General features: G+C 61.3%; 23 protein-coding genes. 7 read left to right on the forward strand and 16 right to left on the reverse strand.

Features of this window, described 5'->3' with window-relative positions; genetic code table 11:
* Position 1: 1 nt before the first annotated feature.
* The 9 genes from PYH37_RS11130 to chvI all read right to left on the reverse strand — a co-directional run bounded on the left by PYH37_RS11130 (position 2) and on the right by chvI (position 10,851).
* The gene (locus PYH37_RS11130) at positions 2-733 is read right to left on the reverse strand and encodes a nucleotidyltransferase family protein (RefSeq protein WP_280734997.1); all 732 of its coding nucleotides are present in this window, start codon (positions 731-733) and stop codon (positions 2-4) included.
* A gap of 9 nt (positions 734-742) precedes the next feature.
* Entirely contained in the window at positions 743-2,254 is a 1,512-nt protein-coding gene (tsaE, locus tag PYH37_RS11135; RefSeq protein WP_280734998.1) for a tRNA (adenosine(37)-N6)-threonylcarbamoyltransferase complex ATPase subunit type 1 TsaE, read from the reverse strand.
* Entirely contained in the window at positions 2,255-4,732 is a 2,478-nt protein-coding gene (locus PYH37_RS11140) for a PAS domain-containing sensor histidine kinase (protein WP_280734999.1), read from the reverse strand.
* A gap of 355 nt (positions 4,733-5,087) precedes the next feature.
* The gene (ahcY, locus tag PYH37_RS11145) at positions 5,088-6,488 is read right to left on the reverse strand and encodes an adenosylhomocysteinase (RefSeq protein WP_280735000.1); all 1,401 of its coding nucleotides are present in this window, start codon (positions 6,486-6,488) and stop codon (positions 5,088-5,090) included.
* 218 nt (positions 6,489-6,706) lie between these two features.
* Entirely contained in the window at positions 6,707-7,000 is a 294-nt protein-coding gene (locus PYH37_RS11150; RefSeq protein ID WP_280735001.1) for an HPr family phosphocarrier protein, read from the reverse strand.
* A complete protein-coding gene (locus PYH37_RS11155; RefSeq protein WP_280735002.1) occupies positions 6,997-7,398 on the reverse strand; it encodes a PTS sugar transporter subunit IIA in 402 nt (133 codons plus the stop codon). The genes PYH37_RS11150 and PYH37_RS11155 overlap by 4 nt, the downstream gene beginning before the upstream one ends.
* A gap of 155 nt (positions 7,399-7,553) precedes the next feature.
* Positions 7,554-8,012, reverse strand: coding sequence for an HPr kinase/phosphorylase (locus PYH37_RS11160; protein WP_280735003.1), 459 nt, complete (start codon positions 8,010-8,012; stop codon positions 7,554-7,556).
* Positions 8,009-9,742 carry a two-component system sensor histidine kinase ChvG gene (gene chvG / locus PYH37_RS11165; protein WP_280736007.1) on the reverse strand — a complete coding sequence of 578 codons (1,734 nt, stop codon included), beginning with the start codon at positions 9,740-9,742 and terminating at the stop codon, positions 8,009-8,011. Before chvG ends, PYH37_RS11160 begins: the two co-directional genes overlap by 4 nt.
* A gap of 383 nt (positions 9,743-10,125) precedes the next feature.
* Entirely contained in the window at positions 10,126-10,851 is a 726-nt protein-coding gene (gene chvI / locus PYH37_RS11170) for a two-component system response regulator ChvI (protein ID WP_280735004.1), read from the reverse strand.
* A gap of 329 nt (positions 10,852-11,180) precedes the next feature.
* On the opposite strand from chvI, the gene PYH37_RS11175 reads away from it, so the two are divergent.
* The 4 genes from PYH37_RS11175 to PYH37_RS11190 all read left to right on the forward strand — a co-directional run bounded on the left by PYH37_RS11175 (position 11,181) and on the right by PYH37_RS11190 (position 14,750).
* Complete coding sequence (locus tag PYH37_RS11175; RefSeq protein ID WP_280735005.1) at positions 11,181-12,791, forward strand: phosphoenolpyruvate carboxykinase; 1,611 nt, start codon at positions 11,181-11,183, stop codon at positions 12,789-12,791.
* 218 nt (positions 12,792-13,009) lie between these two features.
* Positions 13,010-13,444, forward strand: coding sequence for an alternative ribosome rescue aminoacyl-tRNA hydrolase ArfB (gene arfB, locus PYH37_RS11180; protein ID WP_280735006.1), 435 nt, complete (start codon positions 13,010-13,012; stop codon positions 13,442-13,444).
* A 94-nt stretch (positions 13,445-13,538) separates the two neighbouring features.
* Positions 13,539-14,012 carry a peptidoglycan-binding protein LysM gene (gene lysM, locus PYH37_RS11185; protein ID WP_280735007.1) on the forward strand — a complete coding sequence of 158 codons (474 nt, stop codon included), beginning with the start codon at positions 13,539-13,541 and terminating at the stop codon, positions 14,010-14,012.
* A gap of 126 nt (positions 14,013-14,138) precedes the next feature.
* Positions 14,139-14,750, forward strand: coding sequence for an alpha-ketoglutarate-dependent dioxygenase AlkB family protein (locus PYH37_RS11190; RefSeq protein WP_280736008.1), 612 nt, complete (start codon positions 14,139-14,141; stop codon positions 14,748-14,750).
* A gap of 47 nt (positions 14,751-14,797) precedes the next feature.
* Here PYH37_RS11190 and coaA read toward each other — a convergent pair whose 3' ends face one another.
* The 7 genes from coaA to hisB form a co-directional block, all read right to left on the reverse strand.
* Positions 14,798-15,793: a type I pantothenate kinase gene (gene coaA / locus PYH37_RS11195; RefSeq protein ID WP_280735008.1), complete on the reverse strand. Its 996-nt coding sequence runs from the start codon at positions 15,791-15,793 to the stop codon at positions 14,798-14,800.
* Positions 15,790-16,113, reverse strand: a complete 324-nt coding sequence (locus PYH37_RS11200; protein WP_280735009.1) for a phosphoribosyl-ATP diphosphatase — start codon at positions 16,111-16,113, stop codon at positions 15,790-15,792. Before PYH37_RS11200 ends, coaA begins: the two co-directional genes overlap by 4 nt.
* A gap of 65 nt (positions 16,114-16,178) precedes the next feature.
* A complete protein-coding gene (hisF, locus tag PYH37_RS11205; protein WP_280735010.1) occupies positions 16,179-16,955 on the reverse strand; it encodes an imidazole glycerol phosphate synthase subunit HisF in 777 nt (258 codons plus the stop codon).
* A 4-nt stretch (positions 16,956-16,959) separates the two neighbouring features.
* Positions 16,960-17,697, reverse strand: coding sequence for a 1-(5-phosphoribosyl)-5-[(5-phosphoribosylamino)methylideneamino]imidazole-4-carboxamide isomerase (gene hisA / locus PYH37_RS11210; RefSeq protein ID WP_280735011.1), 738 nt, complete (start codon positions 17,695-17,697; stop codon positions 16,960-16,962).
* Between the two features lie 33 nt (positions 17,698-17,730).
* Positions 17,731-18,381, reverse strand: a complete 651-nt coding sequence (gene hisH, locus PYH37_RS11215) for an imidazole glycerol phosphate synthase subunit HisH (protein WP_280735012.1) — start codon at positions 18,379-18,381, stop codon at positions 17,731-17,733.
* On the reverse strand, positions 18,381-18,857 hold the full coding sequence (locus PYH37_RS11220) for a DUF2628 domain-containing protein (RefSeq protein ID WP_280735013.1): 477 nt from the start codon (positions 18,855-18,857) through the stop codon (positions 18,381-18,383). The genes hisH and PYH37_RS11220 overlap by 1 nt, the downstream gene beginning before the upstream one ends.
* A 25-nt stretch (positions 18,858-18,882) precedes the next feature.
* Positions 18,883-19,491: an imidazoleglycerol-phosphate dehydratase HisB gene (hisB, locus tag PYH37_RS11225; RefSeq protein ID WP_280735014.1), complete on the reverse strand. Its 609-nt coding sequence runs from the start codon at positions 19,489-19,491 to the stop codon at positions 18,883-18,885.
* A 320-nt stretch (positions 19,492-19,811) separates the two neighbouring features.
* Between hisB and hslV the strand changes: the two genes are divergently transcribed.
* The 3 genes from hslV to hslU are packed head-to-tail and all read left to right on the forward strand — an operon-like array spanning position 19,812 to position 22,181.
* Positions 19,812-20,369, forward strand: coding sequence for an ATP-dependent protease subunit HslV (gene hslV / locus PYH37_RS11230; protein WP_280735015.1), 558 nt, complete (start codon positions 19,812-19,814; stop codon positions 20,367-20,369).
* Positions 20,359-20,877 (forward strand): GNAT family N-acetyltransferase, encoded by a 519-nt coding sequence (locus tag PYH37_RS11235; protein WP_280735016.1) that lies wholly within the window; start codon positions 20,359-20,361, stop codon positions 20,875-20,877. The genes hslV and PYH37_RS11235 overlap by 11 nt, the downstream gene beginning before the upstream one ends.
* Positions 20,877-22,181: an ATP-dependent protease ATPase subunit HslU gene (gene hslU, locus PYH37_RS11240; RefSeq protein ID WP_280735017.1), complete on the forward strand. Its 1,305-nt coding sequence runs from the start codon at positions 20,877-20,879 to the stop codon at positions 22,179-22,181. The genes PYH37_RS11235 and hslU overlap by 1 nt, the downstream gene beginning before the upstream one ends.
* Positions 22,182-22,369: the final 188 nt, after the last annotated feature.

Raw genomic sequence — 22,369 nt, forward strand, 5'->3', positions numbered from 1 at the left:
CTTATCCTCCCGGCCGGAAGCGCCGCACCGCTGCCTCGGCCTCGGCGATCGCTTCGGGGGTGCCGACCGTCATCCAATGACCATCGAGCATCAGGCCGAACAGGCGTCCTCTGGCGATCGCCCGGTCGAAATAGATGTTGAGGTTGAACGCGTCGTCCGGTGCCTCGGCAAAAAGCCGTGACTCCATGGCGATAGCACCGGCATAGACGACGGGATTTTCCATGCCGTCAACATAACGCGTGAGCATGCCGGTTTCAGCAAGCGAAAAGTCCTTCTTGCCGTTGTGCCCGGTCGTGTCCTCCAGGCGGACGCAGAGCAGGGCCATGTCCATTCGTTCCGGGTCGAAGAAGTCGGCGAGCCTTTGCAGGTTGGTCGGCTGCCCGGCCTTCTCGCCGATCCAGAAGAGATCGGCATTCATCACTAGGACCGGGCCGTCGTCGAGGAGTTTCAGTCCTTTGGCAAGCCCGCCGCCGGAATTCATCAAAGCGTCACGCTCGTCGGAAATCACGATCTGCGGCCTGTCGCGCCGGCTGAGGTGATCTTCCATCTGGTCGGCGAAATGATGGACGTTCACCGCCGCCTTCGTCACCCCGGCGGCGGCAAGTATGTCCAGCACATAATCGATCATTGGTTTGCCGGCGATCCTGACGAGGGGCTTCGGCAGCGTGTTGGTGATCGGCCGGAGGCGGGTGCCCAGTCCGGCCGCAAGCACCATGGCATTGGTGATGGGCATCGTTTCCTGTCAGTTCGCTGATTCGGGAGCGAGGATTCCAGCCTTAATGCACCAATCGCGCAAGGGTGTCAGCGCTTTATGCGTGAGCGCATATTGCAGATAGGCGAAGGTGCGCGGCATGTGCTTCAGGTAGCCCGGTTTGCCGTCGCGCTGCATCAGCCGCACCCAGATGCCGGCGAGCTTGCAGTTGCGCTGCGCGGACATCAGATGCCAGTCGCGAAGAAAGGCGACTTCGTCGAAGGCACCCGAAGCCTTGCGTTCGCTCATATAGGCATCCATCAACCGATCGGCCAGGTCGCGGTCGATCGTTACGCGCGCATCCTGCACGAGCGATGCGACATCATAGGCAGTCGGCCCGATCATCGCGTCCTGGAAGTCTATAATGCCGATGCGGTCCAAGCCTTCGCGCTCCGGACGCCACAGAATGTTCGGCGAGTGGAAATCGCGCAGCAGCAGGTTCTTCTCGGTGGTCGCGAGCAGGTCGACCAGGTGGTCCCATATGGCGGCATAGTCCTTCCGCTCGGCGTCGGACGCCGCTCCGCCACGCTTCCAAGGCAGGTACCAATCGACCAGCAGGCTCGTTTCGATCTTGATTGCGGTCCGGTCGAAATCGGGAATGTGATGGGTAACGCCGTCGCCAACAGCGATGTCCCGCTCGGGCGGTTCCGCGTGAAGTCGGGCGAGCAGCCGCGCGCTTTCGATGTAGCGCTCGGCAATGGGTTTCCCGTCAGCGTCGGCGATGCCTTCGGAGCCTAGATCCTCTATCAGCAAGAGGCCGCTATCCAGGTCGCGGACATAGATCGCCGGCGCCGCGAAGCCGCGTCTGCGCAGCAGTTCGGAAATCGCGACGAAAGGGATCACATCCTCGGCGAGATGGGCGAGCTGCTGGTAGTATTTTCCATCCTGGAGAATGGGTCCGTGCTTGTGCTTTGGCGCGTCCATCAAGATCATTGCAGGCTCACCGCCCGGAGTCTCGATCTTTTCATACGCGCGCACAGAGGCGTCGCCGCTCAGATGCCGCCTGCGTGCGCCCGCAAAGCCGTGCCGGGACAGAAAATTTCGAATAGCGAGCGAGCGGGCGATCCGCGCGAGCGCCGCATCGGGACCTGAGAGCGCGACACGGCGGCCTTCGCCCTCATGCGAGAAGGTCAACGTAATGCGATCGGCCGGAAGAGCCTCCTCTGCCCTCTCTGGCCATTCGACCAGGCAGATGCCGACGGAAAGCGCTTCGTCGAACCCGAGCTCGTCCAGTTCCGAGGCGTCGGCGAGCCGGTAAAGGTCGAAGTGAGAAACCGGGATCCGCAAGTCATAGCTTTGGACAAGCGTGAAGGTAGGGCTCGGCACCTCGAGCGTCGGATCGTCCGCCATAGCCCGGAGGAAAGCCCGCGCGAATGTCGATTTTCCGGCTCCGAGATCGCCCGAAAGCGCGACGCAGTCGCCTGCCTTCAAGGCCAGCGCCAGGTCTTCGCCCAACTCGATGGTGGCCGCTTCGTCCTTCAGCGAGCGTTCCAGCTGGTCCATCTATTCCGCCGCGATGATCTTCGGCACTTCGGCGGACGGAATGCGGCAGGCGACCTCCGTGCCTTCGCCTTCTCTGCTGCGGATCGAAACGGTGCCGCGGTGAAGGCTGACGAAGCTCTCGACGATCGAGAGGCCTAGCCCCGCGCCGCCGTGCTGGCCGTAGCTCTCGAAGCGGTTGAACACGGTGTTCAACACGTCCTGCGGGATGCCGGGTCCGCTGTCGGTGACGGAGAACACGAAATCGCTGCCTTCGCGTCGGCATTTGAGATCGATCGTGCTGCCCTCCGGCGCGAAGTTGGCGGCATTGGTCAGGAGCTTGATGAAGATCTGCTTCAGCCGCTGTTGGTCGGCGATGATGCGGCCGAGGTTGTCGGAGGCGTCTATGCGTAACGTGACGCCGCTCTCGACCAGCCTGTTGGCCATCTGCTGCGCCACGTCATCGAGGAAATCCATGAGGTGGACCTCGGACATATCGAGCTCGACGATGCCGGCGTCGACCGTTGCAAGGTCGAGGATGTCGTTCACGATCGTCAGCAGCAGGGAGGAGGAGGTGGCGATATGGTCGACATATTCCGCCTGCCGGTCGTTGAGCTCGCCGAAAGCCGGCGTCTTCAGGAGATCGGCGAAACCGATGATGTTCGTCAGCGGCGAACGCAGTTCGTAGGAGACGTGATGGACGAAATCGTTCTTCAAGGCATCGGCCTTGCGCAACGCTTCGTTCTTTTCGGTAAGCGCCCGCTCGACCCGTACGCTGTCGGTGATGTTGACGAAGGTCAGCATGGTCTGGGCGTTCGGCAGCGGAATTACCGCATAATCCAGAATCAGACCGGTACGAAGTTCAAGAATGCCGCGGCTCGACGGACGCTCATCGTCAAAGCTGGTGATGATATGGGCGAAGCGTTTCCAGCCGTCCGGCTGATCGTAGGAAGGAAGGCATGCCTGCTCGACAGCGCGGATATGGGTGCCGGGCTTGGCCTCCGACTCGCTGATGCCCCAGATCGCCCGGAAGGCCGGATTGGAGAGCCGGATGCGGCCGTCGGGCCCGAAGACCGCAACGCCTTCGGCGAGGTGATCGATCGTTTCGCCCTGAACCTGGACGAGAGTGTTGTACCGGGTTTCGAGGTCGACCTTCTCGGTAAGATTCTCGAAGACCCAGGTCGCGCCGCCTTGCGGTCGCGCGGTAGCGAAGACGCGCAAGGTCTGCCCATTCGGAAGGTGCCAAAGGTCGGATTGCGTGTCGAGCGCCTGATACACCGAAAGTGCGTTCGCCTTCCATTGCTTCCAGTTGAGCTGCTCCGGCAGCTTGCCGCCAGCCCGGAGCCGGTCGAGAACTTCGCCGTTGTCCGGCTTCCGCTCGAGGAAACCCATGTCGAGATCCCACAGGCGCTGGAAGGCCTGATTGTAGAATTGCAGGCGCTGACTGCCGTCGAAGATCGCGACCGGGGTCGCAAGATGGTCGAGCGTTTCGGCGTGGCTCTTCAGGGTCCGCGCCAATTCCTCGCGCACGGCTTCGATACCGGAGATGTCGATGGCGATGCCGGCCGAGCCAGCGGGGCTGCGTGCATCGACGACATCGAAGAAGGTGCGGTTGCCCCGAACGACGGTCGAAAGCTTGTCGCGGAACGGCGTTTCAACGGTTGAGACGGCGCGGATCTTTTCGCGGGCTGCCGTCGCCAGCAGTTCGCGTCCTTCGGCCACGGCCGCGGTCGCGCTCTGTGTCTCGACCGCTTCGGCATAGGCCTCGTTGACCCACTCGAGCTTGCCGTCCGTGGCTCGCTGCCAGACCGGAAGATCGATCACGTCGAGCAGCGTGCGGAAGGTGGATAGCGAGGCATGCAGGCGATCGCGCTCGAGCTTCAATTCGGCGAGATCCGCCCTGAGATTATTGAGCGCAATGAAACGCACAAATGCCCGCCCGCCGGAAACCCGGCCCTGGGCCTCCAGAACCTCGCTGCGCTGCGTCTCGAGCACGAGATCGAAACTCTGCGCCTGGGCACGCAATGCCTCGATTGCTTTTTCGAGCTGGCTTGCCGACTGCGGCTTGATCCAGCGTCCGAAGGCGAGAAAGTCGCGGTCGTCCTGTGGTGCACCTGTCTCGACGGGAAGCTGGCCGAGGAACTCCGGGCGCTCCGCGAGCCCGTCCCAGATCACGATGCGGCGACTCTTGTCGGCGATCAGCGCCTGGAAACGGGAAATCCGCTGGTTTGCATCGGAGAGAGCCGACCGCAATTCACGATTTTCGGCTTCGATATTGCCGCGCTGGCGGATGAGCCAGACCGCCGAAATCATCGCGGCGGAAATGACGCCGATAAGAACCGAAAAGGTGACGACCTCGGACGAGCCGAAAATGGCTCTGGCGACGGGGGCCTGGGCGGCCGCATCGGTGGCGGCGAAGACGACCGTCCCGGCCAGCAGCCGGCGCATCAGCGCCGGAGCCTTGCGCCTCTCGCCCAAAGAGATGGATCGTTCTGCTTTCATGGCGCCGCGTCCCCGTTTGTGCGGAAATTGCTGCCGACCTTGCGTCGCCACGCACCGAAACCCCTGGAAAGGGTTTGCGTCAGTTCCGATTGCATCCCCGGTCTGTCTCCGTCTGTTTGCCGCATGTCCGACAAGACATCCCATTCGCAACGCTTCCGAGCGGAAGAGGAAAGCACAGTGCGGTTACACGCGCCGTCCGCTCTCTCGCGATCGAAAATCCGCACCGGCGTCACGAATCAATGACTTAAACCATACTTCTTTGACGATTCGCCGGAAAGTGTAACGCCCAAAAAAGAGGCCGCGATCTCTTGTCAAGATCGCGGCCACAAGATGTTGTGGATTGCCCGGGTAACGATTAGTACCGGTAGTGTTCAGCCTTGAAGGGACCCTGCGGCTTCACACCGATATAGTTCGCCTGCTCTTCCGAGAGTTCGGTCAGCTTGGCACCGAGCTTGGCAAGATGCAGGCGCGCGACCTTCTCGTCGAGCTGCTTCGGCAGCACGTAGACCTCGTTCTTGTAGTTCTCGCCCTTGGTGAAGAGCTCGATCTGCGCCAGAACCTGGTTGGAGAAGGAGGCCGACATCACGAAGGAGGGATGGCCCGTCGCGTTGCCGAGATTGAGCAGGCGGCCTTCGGAAAGCAGAATGATGCGGTTGCCCTTGGGAAACTCGATCAGGTCCACTTGTGGCTTGACGTTGGTCCATTTGAGGTTCCGAAGGGCGGAAACCTGAATTTCATTGTCGAAGTGGCCGATATTGCCGACGATCGCCATGTCCTTCATCTCGCGCATGTGCTCGATGCGGATCACGTCCTTGTTGCCGGTCGTGGTGATGAAGATGTCGGCGGTGGAGACGACGTCCTCGAGCTGGACGACTTCGTAGCCGTCCATGGCGGCCTGCAGTGCGCAGATCGGATCGACCTCGGTCACCTTTACGCGCGCACCCGCGCCGCTGAGCGAGGCGGCCGAGCCCTTGCCGACATCACCGTAGCCGCAAACGACCGCAACCTTGCCGGCCATCATCACGTCCGTGCCGCGGCGGATGCCGTCGACGAGCGATTCCTTGCAGCCGTATTTGTTGTCGAATTTCGACTTGGTGACGCTGTCGTTGACGTTGATTGCCGGGAAGGGCAGCAGGCCCCTGACCTGGAGCTGGTAAAGACGGTTGACGCCGGTGGTCGTTTCTTCCGTCACGCCCTGGATGGCGTCGCGCTGCTTGGTGAACCAGCCCGGCGTCGCGGCAAGACGTTTCTTAATCTGGGCGAAAAGGATCTCTTCCTCTTCGGAGCCAGGGTTCGTCAGCACGTTCTCGCCGGCTTCGGCGCGGGCGCCGAGCAGGATGTACATGGTGGCGTCGCCGCCGTCATCGAGAATCATGTTGGAAAGGCCGCCATCGGCCCACTGGAAGATCTTGTCGGTGTAAGTCCAGTATTCTTCGAGCGTTTCGCCCTTGACCGCGAAGACCGGAATGCCGCTTGCCGCGATCGCCGCGGCGGCATGATCCTGCGTCGAGAAGATATTGCAGGAGGCCCAGCGGACTTCGGCGCCGAGCGCGACCAGCGTCTCGATCAGCACGGCGGTCTGGATCGTCATGTGCAGAGAGCCGGTGATCCGCGCACCCTTCAGCGGCTTCGATGCACCGAACTCCTCGCGGCAGGCCATCAGGCCCGGCATTTCCGTTTCGGCGATGGCAATTTCCTTGCGCCCGAAATCGGCGAGCCCGATGTCGGCGACGATATAGTCCTGAGTTGCGGTCATGGAGTTCTCCAGGCTGATCTTTTCCGGCCGCGCCGGCCTTGTGGCACTTGCGGCATGACAATGCCTCCCGCGCAACAGATCACGGGGAGAGTGCGCTCGGTCTATCAGGAATCGCCGGAGAGGGCAACCATCACATAAAGAAGTCTTTATATCTTTATATCGAGCATATCTGAAAAGCGGCAAACGGTTGTCGGCTATGCCACGACCAAACCCAACACCTAGATTTCTTCGCCGAACTTGTCGCGCACCAGGGCATCGAGGGCGTTGAGCGCTTCTTCCGCCTGTGCGCCGCTGGCGGTGACGAACACCGTGCAGCCGGTGCTGGCCGCAAGCATCATCAGGCCCATGATCGACGTACCGCCCACGGTCATGCCGTCCTTGGATACGGTGATGTCGGCATCATATGCCTCGACCGTCTGTACGAACTTTGCCGAGGCCCGCGCATGCAGGCCGCGCTTGTTGATGATAAGGAGTTCGCGCGTCAGGGCCGTGTCGGGGCGGTAGTCCATCATTTTCCACTCAGCACGCGGCTGGCGACATTGATGTATTTGCGCCCTGCTTCGGAAGCCTCGACGAGGGCCTTGTCCATATCGCTTTCGCCGCGAACGCCAGCCAGCTTGATCAGCATCGGCAAGTTCACGCCCGCGATCACTTCGACGCTGCCGCTGCGCATGACGGAGATGGCGAGGTTGGAAGGCGTACCGCCGAACATGTCCGTAAGGATGATGACGCCATTGCCTTCGTCGGCGGCGCTAACGGCGTCGAGGATATCCTGACGCCGCTGGTCCATGTCGTCCTCGGGGCCTATGCAAACGGTCTCGATAGCTTTTTGCGGACCGACAACATGCTCCAACGCATGCCGAAACTCTTCCGCCAGCTTGCCATGGGTGACAAGCACAAGTCCGATCATGGGTTCTTTGCTCCAACTGCATATGCAACTCGTCGATGGTCAGATATCGCAATGCAGCAATTTCGTCCACCTGTTGGGGCGGCCATCTTGGCAAGGAAAAGGCGAAGTGCAAGCCAAAAATGCCGAAAAAGCAGCCCTTGTGCCTTCGGATAAGGCTAAAGAACTAATTTTTCGGGTAGTAATGCGCGCAAGGCGTCGAGGGGAGAGACAAGGCTTTCAACGGGAACGCGCAATAACGGCAGACTTCTGCCAATCTCAAGCTGCAATTCGTCACTCTCGGGCGGCAGGCGCGGATTGAAGGGCGATCTCACAGGCATGATCGCCCAATCGAGAATACAGGCGGAAATGGTTTCGATCTCGGCGATCCCGCTCCCGCGAACCTCGATCAGCCCGCGGATGGAAGCGGGGCACCGCGCAACGATTCGGTCGTTTTCCAGCGTGAGGTCCACCCGGTCGTCGGCAACGAGCGCCGCGAAACGCCCGCGGCGTCGAACCTCGGAAAGGCAGGAAAGCGCCAGTGCGGATTTACCCGAACCGGAAGGACCGGTGATCAGAAAGCCGGTCGTGCCGAGGACAATGGCGGTTCCGTGAATATTGCAGCCAAGGGCGCTCACGCGTGCGGCTCGGCGGGAAGCGACAGCATGAAGCGGGCGCCGGTCACATGACCGCCCGGGCCGATGATGTTTTCCGCTTTCAGCGTTCCGCCATGCGCTTCGGCGATCTGACGCGAAATGGAAAGGCCGAGGCCGGAGTTCTGGCCGAAATCCTCGGCCTCCGGCCGATCGGTGTAGAACCGCTCGAAGATGCGATCGATGTCCTCGGCCTGGATGCCTGGGCCGTTGTCTTCCACAGAGACGAGGCAGCGGGATCGCGAACGGGTGAGCCGGACGATGATCCGGCCATTCTGTTCCGGGACGAAGGAGCGGGCGTTTTCGATCAGGTTCGTGATGATCTGGCCGATGCGCAGTTCGTAGCCGCTGACGATGAAGCTTGCTCTCGGATTGTCCTTGCGATCGACGACGAAGTCGAGCAGCACCGGCTTCTTCTTGCTGCGGATCTGCCGGGAAATATCGACGAGGTCGCCAAGAAGCTTTTCCAGATCGACCTTTTTCGCGTCGCTGCGCGCCAGTTCGGCGTCGAGGCGCGAAGCGTCCGAAATGTCGCTGATCAACCGATCAAGACGGCGAACGTCGTGCTGGATGATATCGAGCAGCCGCTTTTTCGAATCGTCATTGCGCGCCAGTGGCAGGGTTTCGACGGCGCTGCGCAGAGACGTGAGCGGGTTCTTGAGCTCGTGACTGACATCGGCGGCAAAATTTTCGATCGCCGCGATACGATCATAGAGCGCCGTCGTCATTTCCCGGAGCGCCACCGACAGGTTGCCGATCTCGTCCTGTCGCGAGGAGAAGTCGGGGATTTCCTCACGTTCCTTCGCGCCGCCGCGCCGCACGCGTATGGCAGCGGCCGACAGCCGTCGCAACGGATTGGCGATCGTCGACGACAGGAGCAGCGACAGAATGACGTTGACGAGCGCCGCGACACCGAAAACACGGATGATGGCGAGACGCTCCGCGTGGACGATCTTGTCGATGTCGCCAGCCTGTGTTGAGAGCAGCAACACGCCGAGCACGGCGCGGAAGCGCTGCACCGGCACCGCGACCGAGACGATCAGTTCGCCCTTTTCGGTGACGCGGACGACCGCTCCGCGCACGCCCGTGAGCGCGTTCATCACCTCCGGATAGATCGAGCCGTTGCCGCCCGGCGGCTCCTTGTAGAGCGGCAGATCGCCCGGCTGCAGCAGCCGGTTGAACCAGGTGTTGATCTTGTCCGCGAAGCTCGTCGTTTCCGGGTCGACCGGTGGTAGATCGAAGCGAAGCACCTGCCCGCCGCTGTAGAGGTGGCGCGAATCAAGCAGCAGATCGGCATCGGCGTCGAAGAGCCGGGCTCGCGTGCGTGTCGGCGAGATCAGCCTTCTCAAGACAGGCGCGACGCGTTCCTGAATGATCGGAAATTCCAGGTCTTCATCGCTCGGCAAAGGCGTGATGCTCTCGCCGGCTTGGAGTTCGAGCAGTTTTTCCGGATCGATGGTGATCGAGTTGGTGTCGACCGACGCTGAAGCGGAAATCGCTCCGGCGATGATTTCGCCTTGGGTCAGCAGGCTTTCGACGCGAGCGTCGATGAGGCCTTCGCGGAACTGGTTGAGATACATGATCCCGCCAACCAGGACCACGAGAGCGACAAGGTTGAAAAAGACGATGCGTCGCGTCAGGCTCGAAAAGACGGCATTGCCGAAGAGGCGTCGGATAAGGGTAAAGGGGTGCGCCCATCGGCGCTGCCCGCGCAGCGCAGATGCCCGCCCTTCAATATCTTCGATATCGCCCTGCAAGACTTCTACCAAGTCTCCCGCTCCCGCGACGAGTTTCGCCGCCTTCCTTCGTCTGCGTCGGCATGCCGCCCAGCCTGGCCGTTCGTCTATGCCGCTGCCACAACGCCATACTTCCGATGGCGCGCCCGCACAATCGGCCGGCAAACGAAGGTTCGCGCGGAATGAGCCGAAGTGCCGAGTGGCCTCCGGTCAAACATCCCGCTCCGACTTATCAGAGTCGATCGCGCCACGATCTTCGCCCGATTGGACAAAACCAGTCGCGATCGAAAGCCTGAGTTCGTCCGTCATGCCGGTTCTGAATGATCCACAATCGGCGTGAAGGCAAGTCCCACATAGAGCCGTCAGGCCGTCTCGCGAAAACGATAGCCGACGCCATAGAGCGTTTCGATCATGTCGAAGTCGTTGTCGACCATCTTGAACTTCTTGCGGAGCCGCTTGATATGGCTGTCGATCGTTCGATCGTCGACATAGACCTGCTCGTCATAGGCGGCGTCCATCAGCGCATCGCGGCTCTTCACCACGCCCGGACGCTGCGCCAGCGAATGCAGGATGAGGAATTCCGTCACGGTCAAGGTCACGGCTTCGTTCTTCCACGTGCAGGTATGGCGCTCCTGGTCCATCACGAGCTGGCCGCGTTCCAGCGAGCGGGACGGCGCGTCGGAATTTTTGGCTGTGCCGGCGGCGCCGGCTGCAGCGGCGTCGCGGGTCGGCGCCCGGCGGAGGATCGCCTTGACGCGCTCGACCAGCAGCCGCTGCGAGAACGGCTTGGTGATGAAATCGTCCGCACCCATCTTGAGGCCGAAGAGCTCGTCGATTTCCTCGTCCTTGGACGTCAGGAAAATCACCGGCAGGTCTGACTTCTGCCTGAGCCGGCGCAACAATTCCATGCCGTCCATGCGCGGCATCTTGATATCGAAGATCGCCAACTGCGGCGGACGCGCAAGCAAACCCTCGAGCGCCGATGCGCCGTCTGTATAGGTCTCGACCTTGTATCCCTCGGCTTCCAGCGCGATGGACACGGACGTCAGGATATTGCGGTCGTCATCGACAAGCGCGATGGTCTGCATCGTATTCAACTCCGTCTTTTGAGGTCCGGTGGCCGGATCCGCTTCAGAAACCGCGGCAACCGCGAGTCACGGCAGCTACTTGAGTATAAAGGTGGAACAAATTGTGGCGAAGCATAAAAGCGCGCGATCCTGTCACCCCGGAACCGGCCTGCAAATGGTGCTTTGCAATGCAGGATTCAACCGATTAAAAAACGCATATTTTTCCTTAAATCGATTAATATACTGATATCATTATTGTTTTAGAAGTCCGTATCTTGTCTTCGATTATCCTTGCCGGTATGTTCCGACGATATTCAACACCACTGGCCAAACACGAAGGAAGCTTGACCATGGAGCAACTTGGCACCCGCAACGCCTCGAATGGGCTGGAGACCATCGGATTTTCGGACCTGACGGCCGTCCGCTATAACTTCGAGGCAGCGGCGCTTTACGAGAAAGCCCTTCGTCGCGGCGAGGCGCAATTGACGGCACATGGCGCGCTCTGCGCCCGCACCGGCCAGCACACGGGTCGTTCGCCCAAGGACAAGTATGTCGTCCGCGATGCCGCGACCACCGACCAGATCTGGTGGGACAACAACAACGCGATGTCGCCGGAAAATTTCGAGCGTCTTCGGCAGGACATGCTGGCGCATGCCAAGGGCATGTCGCTCTACGTCCAGGATCTCGTCGGCGGTGCCGATGCGGAGAATGCGCTCCCGACGCGTGTCGTTACTGAATACGCCTGGCATTCGCTGTTCATCCGCAACCTCCTGATCCGCCCGGCGCGCGAGGCTCTCGCAAACTTCCAGCCGAAGCTCACGATCATCGATCTGCCGAGCTTCAAGGCAAGTCCGGAGCGTCATGGCTGCCGCAGCGAAACGGTGATCGCCTGCGATCTTACCAATGGTCTCGTGCTGATCGGCGGCACCTCCTATGCCGGCGAAATGAAGAAATCGGTCTTCACCGTGCTCAACTATTTGCTGCCGAAAAAGACGGTCATGCCGATGCATTGCTCGGCCAATGTCGGTCCGTCCGGTGACACGGCCATCTTCTTTGGATTGTCCGGCACCGGTAAGACGACGCTTTCGGCCGATCCGAACCGAACGCTGATCGGCGATGACGAACATGGTTGGGGCGAGAAGGGCGTCTTCAATTTCGAAGGCGGCTGCTACGCCAAGGCAATCCGACTGTCCGAGAAGGCCGAACCGGAGATTTTCGCAACGACACGGCGTTTCGGCACCGTCATGGAAAACGTCGTCCTGGATGAGCGGCGCCTCCCGGACTTCGACGACGGCTCGCTGACCGAAAACACCCGCTGCGCCTATCCGTTGGACTTCATTCCGAATGCCAGCGAGACCGGAACCGCGCCGCAGCCGCGCACCATCATCATGCTGACGGCAGATGCCTTCGGTGTCATGCCGCCAATCGCCCGGCTGACGCCGGAACAGGCGATGTACCACTTCCTGTCCGGCTACACCGCCAAGGTTGCCGGAACGGAAAAAGGCGTGACGGAACCGGAAGCGACCTTCTCGACCTGCTTCGGCGCCCCCTTCATGCCGCGTCATCCGTCGGAATACGGCAATCTGCTGAAAGACCTGATCGCCAAAAACGGCGTTACCTGCTGGCTGGTCAATACTGGCTGGACCGGCGGCGCCTACGGCACGGGAAGCCGCATGCCGATCAAGGTGACACGCGCCCTGCTTTCGGCTGCGCTCGACGGTTCGTTGAACGGCGCTTCGTTCCGCACCGATGCCAATTTCGGCTTTGCGGTGCCGGTGTCCGTGCCCGGCGTCAACGACGGCACTCTCGACCCGCGCTCCACCTGGGCGGATGGAGAGGCTTACGACGTTCAGGCGCGGAGGCTGGTCGACATGTTCATTGCGAACTTCGCCAAATTCGAGAGGCATGTCGACGGCAGCGTGCGCGACGCGGCACCCGGCACCAAGGTGGCAGCCGAATAGAGACTGTAGCCCATGATTCACGTGAAACCCGGTCCCTGTGGCCGGGTTTCGCGTTTGTCGCTTGGTCGTTTTCAAGCGCGCGGCTCTATGCGATAGAACGGTCCACCGCATGATTCCTTTAATCGATTCCGATTTACGGACAAAATCATGCGGCAATTCAAAGTGCTATAGCGGCCTTTGCGCGTCTGATCACACGCGCGGCGCTGTAGGAGCGACCCATGGCAAGCGACCCGCTTTACATCAACGACCGTATCGTTATCGCCGGCTGGGAGCTGACGGAACAATTCGTGCTGGCCGGCGGCCCGGGCGGGCAGAACGTCAATAAGGTGTCGACGGCAGTCCAGCTCTTCTTCAATATCCAGGCCTCGCCGTCGCTGCCGGAACACGTCAGGGCCAACGCCCTGAAACTTGCCGGTCGCCGGGTCTCCAAGGACGGCGTGCTGATGATCGAGGCTAATCGGTTCCGCAGCCAGGAGCGCAATCGCGAGGACGCCCGCGAACGGCTGAAGGCTCTAATCTTGAAGGCGGCGGAGCCGCCACCTCCGCCGCGCAAGAAGACGCGGCCGACGCGCAGTTCCATCGAACGGCGGTTGAAGGAGAAATCCGGTCGCGCTGAAATCAAGAAACTGCGTGGTCGGCCGGGCGGCGATTGAGCCGAGCCGCTACCGGAATCTTTCGGCCGCTCCCTTGCCTTTAACAAAGGCCGCCCTCTCTTATCGAGAGTGTACCGCACGAGAGGAGGCAACCATGGGTTTGTTCAGTTTTATCAAGAATGCCGGAAAGAAGCTCGGCATCGGCGGCGATGAAACCGCGCCGGACGCGGCTAGCGTCGAGAAGGAGCTCGCATCGCATGATCTCGGCACCAAGGACGTCAATGTCGAGGTCGTCGACGACAAGGTCGTTCTCAAGGGTGTCGTCAAGGACCAGTCCACCTTCGAAAAAGCGATTGTCGCCGTCGGCAATACGCTCGGCATATCGGCCGTCGAAGCCTCGGAGCTGAAAGTTGCCGATGCGGGCGCAGCGCCGGCCGCAGCGAACGCTCCGGTATTCTACACCGTGAAAAAAGGCGACAATCTCTGGAAGATCGCCGAAGCGCACTACGGCAAGGGCAAGGGCGCCAAACACACGGCAATCTTCGAAGCAAACAAGCCGATGCTGACCCATCCGGACAAGATCTATCCGGGGCAGGTGCTGCGCATTCCGGATTTGGCTGCCAGCTGAGCGAGGGCGATTTCGGCTAGCTCTCGGCGCCGGCGATCGCTACATCCTTATTGTCGGAGTCTCTTTCGGACGGCGCCTGCTCTCCGTGACGACGACCTCCGGATCGACCGAATGAGGATGCTGGCGATGCAGGTGTTGCCGAAGGGGGTCAGGCATATCCCCGGTTTTCTCGACCGCTCACGTCAGGAGGAGCTTGTCGCGGCGATTCGGGCCGTCGTAGCGGAAGCGCCGCTCTTCGCGCCCGAAATGCCGAAGACCGGCAAGCCGATGTCCGTGCGCATGACCAATTGCGGATCACTGGGCTGGGTCACCGATCGCGAGCGCGGCTACCGTTATCAGGCGCAGCATCCGGTGACCGGCAGGCCTTGGCCGCCGATCCCGGAGATCCTGCTGGACATCTGGCGGTCGGTGTCGGCCAGCGACAAGATGCCCGAAGCATGCCTTGTGAATTTCTATGATGCGGACGCGCGCATGGGCCTGCATCAGGATCGGGACGAACGCGATCTGGAGACGGCCGTCGTCTCGATCTCGCTCGGCGACACTTGCCTCTTTCGCGTCGGCGGCAGCACGCGCGGCGGGCAAACCGTATCCTTCAAGCTTGCCAGCGGCGATGTCGTCGTGCTTGGCGGCGAGGGGCGGCTGGCTTTCCACGGCGTCGACCGCATCTATCCGAATACCTCGACGCTGCTGAAGAACGGCGGGCGCCTGAATCTGACGTTGCGCCGCGTCAATCCGTAGCGGATGAGCAAAAGCGTGCGCCATTCTCCCCGACCGTGCCCCGAGGCTTAGAGTTTCCGCAACGCGACCGTTTCTGTCAGGTGATTGGGACCCTTTTGTAGGATTAGGTCGGCGCGCGGCCGCGTCGGCAGGATGTTCTGGTGCAGGTTCTTCAGGTTGATGTTGTGCCAGAGCTCTTCGGCGATCGCGCGCGCCGCGTCCTCGCTGATCGCCGCATAGCGATGGAAGAAGGACTGCGGGTTCTTAAAGGCCGTTTCACGCAGGCGCATGAAACGGCTCACATACCAGCTATGGATCAAGCTTTCCTCGGCGTCGATATAGATCGAGAAATCGAAGAAATCCGAGACCATCGGCACGATCTTGCCGTCTGCCGGCAGATTACGCGATTGCAGGACATTGATTCCTTCGAAGATCAGGATGTCCGGCCGGTCGATGATCTGGAATTGATCCGGAACGACGTCATAGGTCAGATGCGAATAGGTCGGTGCCTTTACGTTCGGCTGCCCGGCCTTGATCGCCGAAAGGAAGCGCAAGAGCGCGCCGATATCGTAGCTCTCGGGGAAACCCTTGCGATCCATCATGTTCTCGCGCTTGAGGATCGCGTTCGGGTAGAGAAAACCGTCCGTCGTTATCAGATCGACCTTCGGGCTCGAAGGCCAGCGCGCCAGGAGTTCGGCGAGGATGCGCGCGGTCGTGGACTTGCCGACGGCGACGGAGCCGGCGATGCCGATGACGAAAGGAGTCTTCGTTTCGTCCGACATGCTGAGGAAGCGCTTGCGCTGCTGGAAAAGGATCTGAGAGGCTTCGACGTGGGCAGAAAGAAGCCGTGACAGCGACAGGTAGATCCGGCGGACCTCCTTGAGATCGACCGGGTCATTAAGCGATCTTAGCCGCTGCACTTCGTCGGCCGTGAGCGTCAGCGGCGTATCGGCGCGGAAGCGTGACCATTCCTCGGCCGAGAAGACGTGATAGGGCGAATAATCTCCGCCCTTGAGATTGCCCGGAATGTCGGCGGGTTCGATGTCTTTCGCGGCTATGGTCATGGATTTTGCCGGTTTGCCTTTTCCTGCAGGCCGGACTGGCTCGTCCGCCTGGCAAGTTCGCTCATCACATCCTGCAACGGGACGGCGGCGATGTTCAATACGACCATAAGATGATAGAGGAGATCCGCACTCTCATCGACCAGATTCTTGCGGTCGTCGCTGATCGCCGCGATGACCGTTTCCACCGCTTCCTCGCCCAGTTTCTTGGCCGCCTTGCGCTGGCCGGCCGCCACCAGCTTGGCGGTCCAGGAGTCCTCGGGCGCTGCCTTGGCGCGCGCCGCCACGATGTTTTCCAGGTCGGAAAGAGTAAACTCGCTCATCATCAGGTCCTTAGTTAAGAGGGGGAATGCGGGCGGAAAACCGCACACACTTTTCCTCATCCCGCCTAGTCGAGGCGCATCGCGATGCCGTGCTCGGCCATGTAGCGCTTGGCGTCGCCGATGCTGTAGGTACCGAAGTGGAAGATCGATGCCGCGAGCACGGCCGTTGCGTGGCCGTCGCGAATGCCTTCGACCAGATGGTCGAGTGTCCCGACGCCGCCCGAGGCAATGACGGGCGCGCGCACGGCATCGGCGATCGCCCGTGTGAGCGCGATGTCGTAGCCGCTCTTGGTGCCGTCGCGATCCATGGAAGTGAGAAGGATCTCGCCTGCGCCGAGGCCGACGACCTTCTGCGCGAATTCTATCGCGTCGATGCCCGTCGGCTGTCGCCCGCCATGGGTAAAGATCTCCCACCTTGTCGCTTCGCCTGCGGCCGAAACCTTCTTTGCGTCGATGGCGACGACAATGCACTGGTTACCGAACTTGTCGGCGGCCTCGGCGACGAATTCCGGGTTCTTTACCGCCGCCGTGTTGATCGACACCTTATCGGCCCCAGCGAGCAGCAGCTTGCGGATATCCGAGACTTGGCGCACGCCGCCTCCAACGGTGAGCGGCATGAAGCACTGCTCGGCAGTGCGGGCGATGACGTCGAAGATCGTCTCCCGGTTCTCCGATGAGGCGGTGATGTCGAGGAAGCAGAGCTCGTCGGCGCCGGCAGCATCATAGGCTCTTGCCGCCTCCACCGGATCGCCGGCGTCGATGAGGTCGACGAAGTTGACGCCCTTGACGACGCGGCCGTCCTTGACGTCGAGGCAGGGGATTACGCGGGCTTTCAGGGTCATCGGATCATCTCTTTCTCGATGCGCGGATCAGTGCCAGGGCTTCCGCCGGATCGATCCGTCCGTCATAAAGCGCCCGGCCGGAAATCGCGCCTTCGAGCTTCTGCGCGTCCGGCTGGATCATGCGGCGGATATCGTCCATCGAGGCGAGGCCTCCGGAGGCGATGACCGGTATCGAGACCGCATTGGCGAGTTCCAGGGTCGAAGCCCAATTGATGCCCGTCAGAATGCCGTCCCGGTCGATATCCGTGTAGATGATCGCCGATACGCCGGCCCCTTCGAATTTTTTGGCCAGCTCGATGACACCGAGCTCGGAAGCTTCTGCCCAGCCCTCGACCGCCACTTTGCCGCCCTTGGCGTCTATTCCGACAGCGACCTTGCCGGGAAATTTGCGGCAGGCCTCGATGACCAGCGCCGGGTTGCGCACGGCGACGGTACCGAGAATGAGCCGCGCCAGCCCGCGCGAAAGCCAGTTCTCGATATGATCCAGCGTGCGAATGCCGCCGCCGAGCTGCACCGGGTTTCGGGTGGCCTTGAGGATCGCGTCGACCGCTGCCCCGTTCACCGTCTCGCCGGCAAAGGCGCCATTGAGATCGACCACGTGCAGCCATTCGAACCCCTGTTCCTCGAAGGCGCGCGCCTGGGCTGCCGGATCGGGATTGTAGACGGTCGCCTGCTCCATGTCGCCGAGCTTCAGGCGCACGCACTGCCCGTCCTTGAGGTCGATGGCGGGGAAAAGAATCATATGTCGATCCGATCGGGAAAATTTGTGGAAGCTTCAGGGCTTCCAACGCAGGAAATTCGAAATGAGGGCGAGGCCGAGCGTCTGGCTTTTTTCCGGGTGGAACTGCGCGCCCGCCTTGTTGCCATTCGCAACGAAGGCTGTCACCGGGCCGCCATAGTCAGCTTCGGCAATCACGTCCTCGATGTTCTCGGCGGCGAGATGGTAGGAATGGACGAAATAGGCATGCAGCCCGTTTTCGCCGGTCGGAATGCCTTCGAACAGCGGGTGCGGACGGGTGAGCCGCAGCGTGTTCCAGCCGATCTGGGGGATCTTCAGCGACGGGTCCGTCGGCGTCATCTCGACGACATCGCCCGGTATCCAGCCAAAACCTTTCGTAATCGTCTTTTCGAGACCCCGCGAGGACATAAGCTGCATGCCGACACAGATGCCGAGAAAAGGTCTTCCCGCCGTCTCGACGGCTTGCGTCAACGCGTCTTCCATGCCTGCGACGGCGGCCAGACCGCGGCGGCAGTCGGCATAGGCGCCAACGCCCGGCAAGACCACCCGGTCGGCAGTGGCAACCCGATCCGGCTTGTCCGTCAGGTCGATTTCGGCGGCTATACCCGCTTCGCGCGCCGCCCGTTCGAAGGCCTTGGTGGCCGAGCGAAGGTTGCCCGATCCATAGTCAATGATGGCAACCCGCATCAGCGCTCTCCATAAGGTTCAAAGAAGCCGAGGCCGCCGCTTTTGTCCGGGCCTCTCGCCGTAGACCATTCGAACGATGACAACGCAGTTGCGCTCTTTGCGTCCGTTGTCGCCGCTGAGTTCGAGAAATAGATCTCTTCCGCCGTTTCTAGGTCGCGGGCCGGAATGATCGAACGAAGCGTCCAGTCGCGCGCCGCGAGCTTCCGGAAGAGAAATACCGGTCCTTCGAGCGATACCAGGAGGCTGAGCGCGACGTGCATGATCAGTGCTGCGGTGAATCCGCCGGGAAAGGCCGACAGAAGGATTAACAGTATTTGCAAAACGGCAACGGAGATTCCAAGGAGCCATGCCCGCTTGCTCATCAGCCAGAGGGCGGGAAAGAGAAAGGCCGGCCAGGAAAAGCCGTCGGCGATAAACCGCGCCCTTTCGTCATCGGCCGGTGCGCCGGGCGGGGTCATGATCAGATAGGAAGCCATGGTCATTAGCCGGATATTGGCCGGCTCAGGCGAGCGTCCCTTTGGTCGAGGGAACGCGTCCAGCCTGGCGCGGATCGATTTCGGTTGCGGTGCGAAGCACGCGGGCGACGGACTTGAAACAGGTTTCGGCGATATGATGGTTGTTGGCGCCGTAGATGTTCTGGATGTGCAGCGTGATCCCGGCGTGCTGGGCGAGGGCCTGAAAGAACTCGCGCACAAGCTCTGTGTCGAAAGTGCCGATCTTCGGCGAGGTGAAGGCCACGTTCCAGACGAGGAACGGCCGGCCGGAAACATCGACGGCCGCGCGCGTCATCGTCTCATCCATGGCAAGATCGATCGAGGCATAGCGGGTGATGCCGCGGCGGTCGCCGAGCGCTCTGGCGATCGCCTGGCCGATCGCAATACCGGTATCCTCGACGGTGTGATGATCGTCGACGTGGAGGTCGCCGTCCGCCCTGACCTCCATATCGATCAGCGAATGGCGCGCGAGCTGATCCAGCATATGGTCGAAAAAACCGACACCGGTCGCGATCGTCGATACACCCGTGCCGTCGATATTGACGGAGACGGATACGGCGGTTTCATTCGTCTTTCGCGAAACTTGGCCGGTGCGGCTGGGCATCTCGTCTGCCATCAGGCTCTCCTGTCTGCGCTCGATCGCGAAGATTTTGAGACACCCAAAATGATCGGAATCGACGCGAATAATTCGGAGCGGAATGGCGACGGAAGACCGCCTTGCATTTTCGCATTCCGCTTCAGAGCCGCTCCATATCAGGGGAGGCGTAAAATATCCAGAACTCCGACGGAGATTCAATCGCTCCAACGAGATCGGCAGAAGAAGATGCGACGAGCCACCGCACATTTGCAATCGCGCGGCGCGCGCTTACATAGGCCTCAAGAAACCAGGCTTCTTCAAGCCGCAATGCCCTGAGCCACGGGGCCGATAGGTAACTCATGAGCGAACATAATCCCTACGGAACGATGCATGCCACCACGATCATCACGGTGCGCAAGGACGGTAAGGTGGTGATGGCGGGCGACGGCCAGGTAAGCCTCGGCCAGACCATAATGAAGGGCAATGCGCGCAAGATCCGACGCCTGTCGAAGGGGGGCGTGATAGCCGGCTTTGCCGGCGCGACGGCGGATGCCTTCACTCTGCTGGAGCGGCTTGAAGCAAAGCTCGAGCAATATCCCGATCAGCTGATGCGGGCGGCCGTCGAGCTTGCCAAGGACTGGCGCACCAACAAATATCTGCGCAATCTCGAAGCGATGATGCTGGTCGCGGACAAAACCGTGACGCTCGCAATCACCGGCAACGGCGACGTGCTCGAACCGGAGCATGGGACGATCGCCATCGGTTCGGGCGGTAACTACGCGCTTGCAGCCGCACGCGCCCTGATGGACAGCGACAGGTCGGCCGAAGAGATCGCCCGGCGCGCCCTCGAAATCGCCGGAGATATTTGCGTCTATACCAACTACAATGTCGTCGTGGAGACGCTGGATGCGGACTGACCGGGCAGATGTCAGCTTCGAGCGCGTGGCCGAGCGCCATCTGCCGATGCTGCTTGCCTGGCTTTCTGAGCCGCATGTTCGACAATGGTGGGGCGATCCGGATGCCGAACTCGGATTGATTCGCGATGGCTGCACCACCGGCGAGGTCGACGGATTCATCTTTCATGTGAGAGGTGAACCGGCCGGATACATCCAGTCCTGGATACCCTCGCAATATGATGAGGAACCCTGGGCCAAGAATCTGTCTCCGGACACGCCGGGCGTCGACATTTTCGTCGGTCCGCCTGAATTGACCGGCAAGGGCATTGCGCCGCTGGCGCTCAGGGCCTTTGCCGGCCGACTGTTCGAAAACGGCGCCATGCGCATCGTCATCGACCCGGATGCCGGCAACCTCCGTGCGATCAGGGCCTATTCGAAGGCCGGCTTCGTGCCTTTCGGCGAATGGATAGATGAGTCCGGTCGGACACTCCTGATGGAGCTGACGCGGACGGAATTTGAGAGGAATTGATGAGCAACTTTTCACCAAGAGAAATCGTGTCGGAGCTCGACCGCTACATCATCGGCCAGCAGGACGCGAAGCGTGCCGTAGCCATCGCGTTGCGCAACCGCTGGCGCCGCCAGCAGTTGAGTGACGAGTTGCGCGACGAGGTCATGCCCAAGAATATCCTGATGATCGGCCCGACCGGCGTCGGCAAGACCGAGATCTCCCGCCGTCTTGCCAAGCTCGCCGGCGCCCCCTTCGTCAAAGTCGAGGCCACCAAGTTCACCGAGGTCGGCTATGTGGGCCGGGACGTGGAGCAGATCGTGCGCGACCTTGTCGAGGTGGGCATCGGCCTGGTGCGCGAGAAGAAGCGGACCGAAGTGAAGGCGAAGGCTCACCAGAACGCCGAGGAGCGCGTGCTCGATGCGCTGGTCGGGGCGACGGCTTCGCCTGCGACCCGCGATTCCTTCCGTAAGAAGCTCAGGGCCAATGAGCTCGACGACAAGGAAATCGAGGTCGATGTCGCCGAGACCGGCGCGCCCGGCGCTTTCGAGATTCCGGGTATGCCCGGCGCGAATATCGGCGTGCTGAACCTCTCGGAAATGTTCGGCAAGGCCCTTGGCGGTAGAACCAAGAAGATCAAGACCACGGTCAAGAATTCCTACGAGCTGCTGATCAACGACGAGTCCGACAAGCTGCTCGACAACGAGCAGATCCAGCGTGAAGCGGTGGACGCGGCGGAAAACGACGGCATCGTGTTCCTCGACGAAATCGACAAGATCGCCGCCCGCGACGGCGGTATTGGTGCCGGCGTTTCGCGCGAAGGCGTTCAGCGAGACTTACTGCCGCTGGTCGAGGGCACGACGGTCGCGACGAAATACGGACCGGTGAAGACTGACCACATCCTCTTCATCGCCTCCGGGGCGTTCCACGTGTCGAAGCCGTCGGATCTCCTGCCGGAGCTTCAGGGCCGCCTGCCGATCCGGGTGGAGCTGCGCGCTTTGACCAAGGAGGACTTCCGTCGCATCCTCACGGAAACGGAGGCAAGCCTGATCAGGCAGTACAAGGCGCTCTTGGAGACCGAGGGCGTGATACTCGACTTCACCGACAATGCCATCGACGCGCTCGCGGAGGTCGCCGTTCAGCTCAACACGAATGTCGAGAATATCGGCGCCCGCCGTCTTCAGACGGTGATGGAGCGCGTCCTGGATGAGATCTCCTTCAGCGCGCCGGATCGTGGCGGCGAGACGACAACGATCGATGCGGAGTATGTCCGCAAACATGTGGGCGACCTTGCCGCCAACACAGATCTGTCGCGCTACATCCTGTGACCGTGTTGCCGTGGCGCCGCGGAGTCTGGTAATCGCCGACTTGTGAGGCGCCTGTCTCTCGACAGGCGCCTTCATTTTTTCTACAGCATTGCACGGATCCCTTCCGAGCGCCGGGCATCATTCCGACATGATTCTGCCCTAGGGGCCGCTCGCCCGAACGGACCGGTCCGGCTATCACAGGAAAAAAC

Origin of the sequence: Sinorhizobium numidicum (genome assembly GCF_029892045.1) — a bacterium.
Classification (GTDB): domain Bacteria; phylum Pseudomonadota; class Alphaproteobacteria; order Rhizobiales; family Rhizobiaceae; genus Sinorhizobium; species Sinorhizobium numidicum.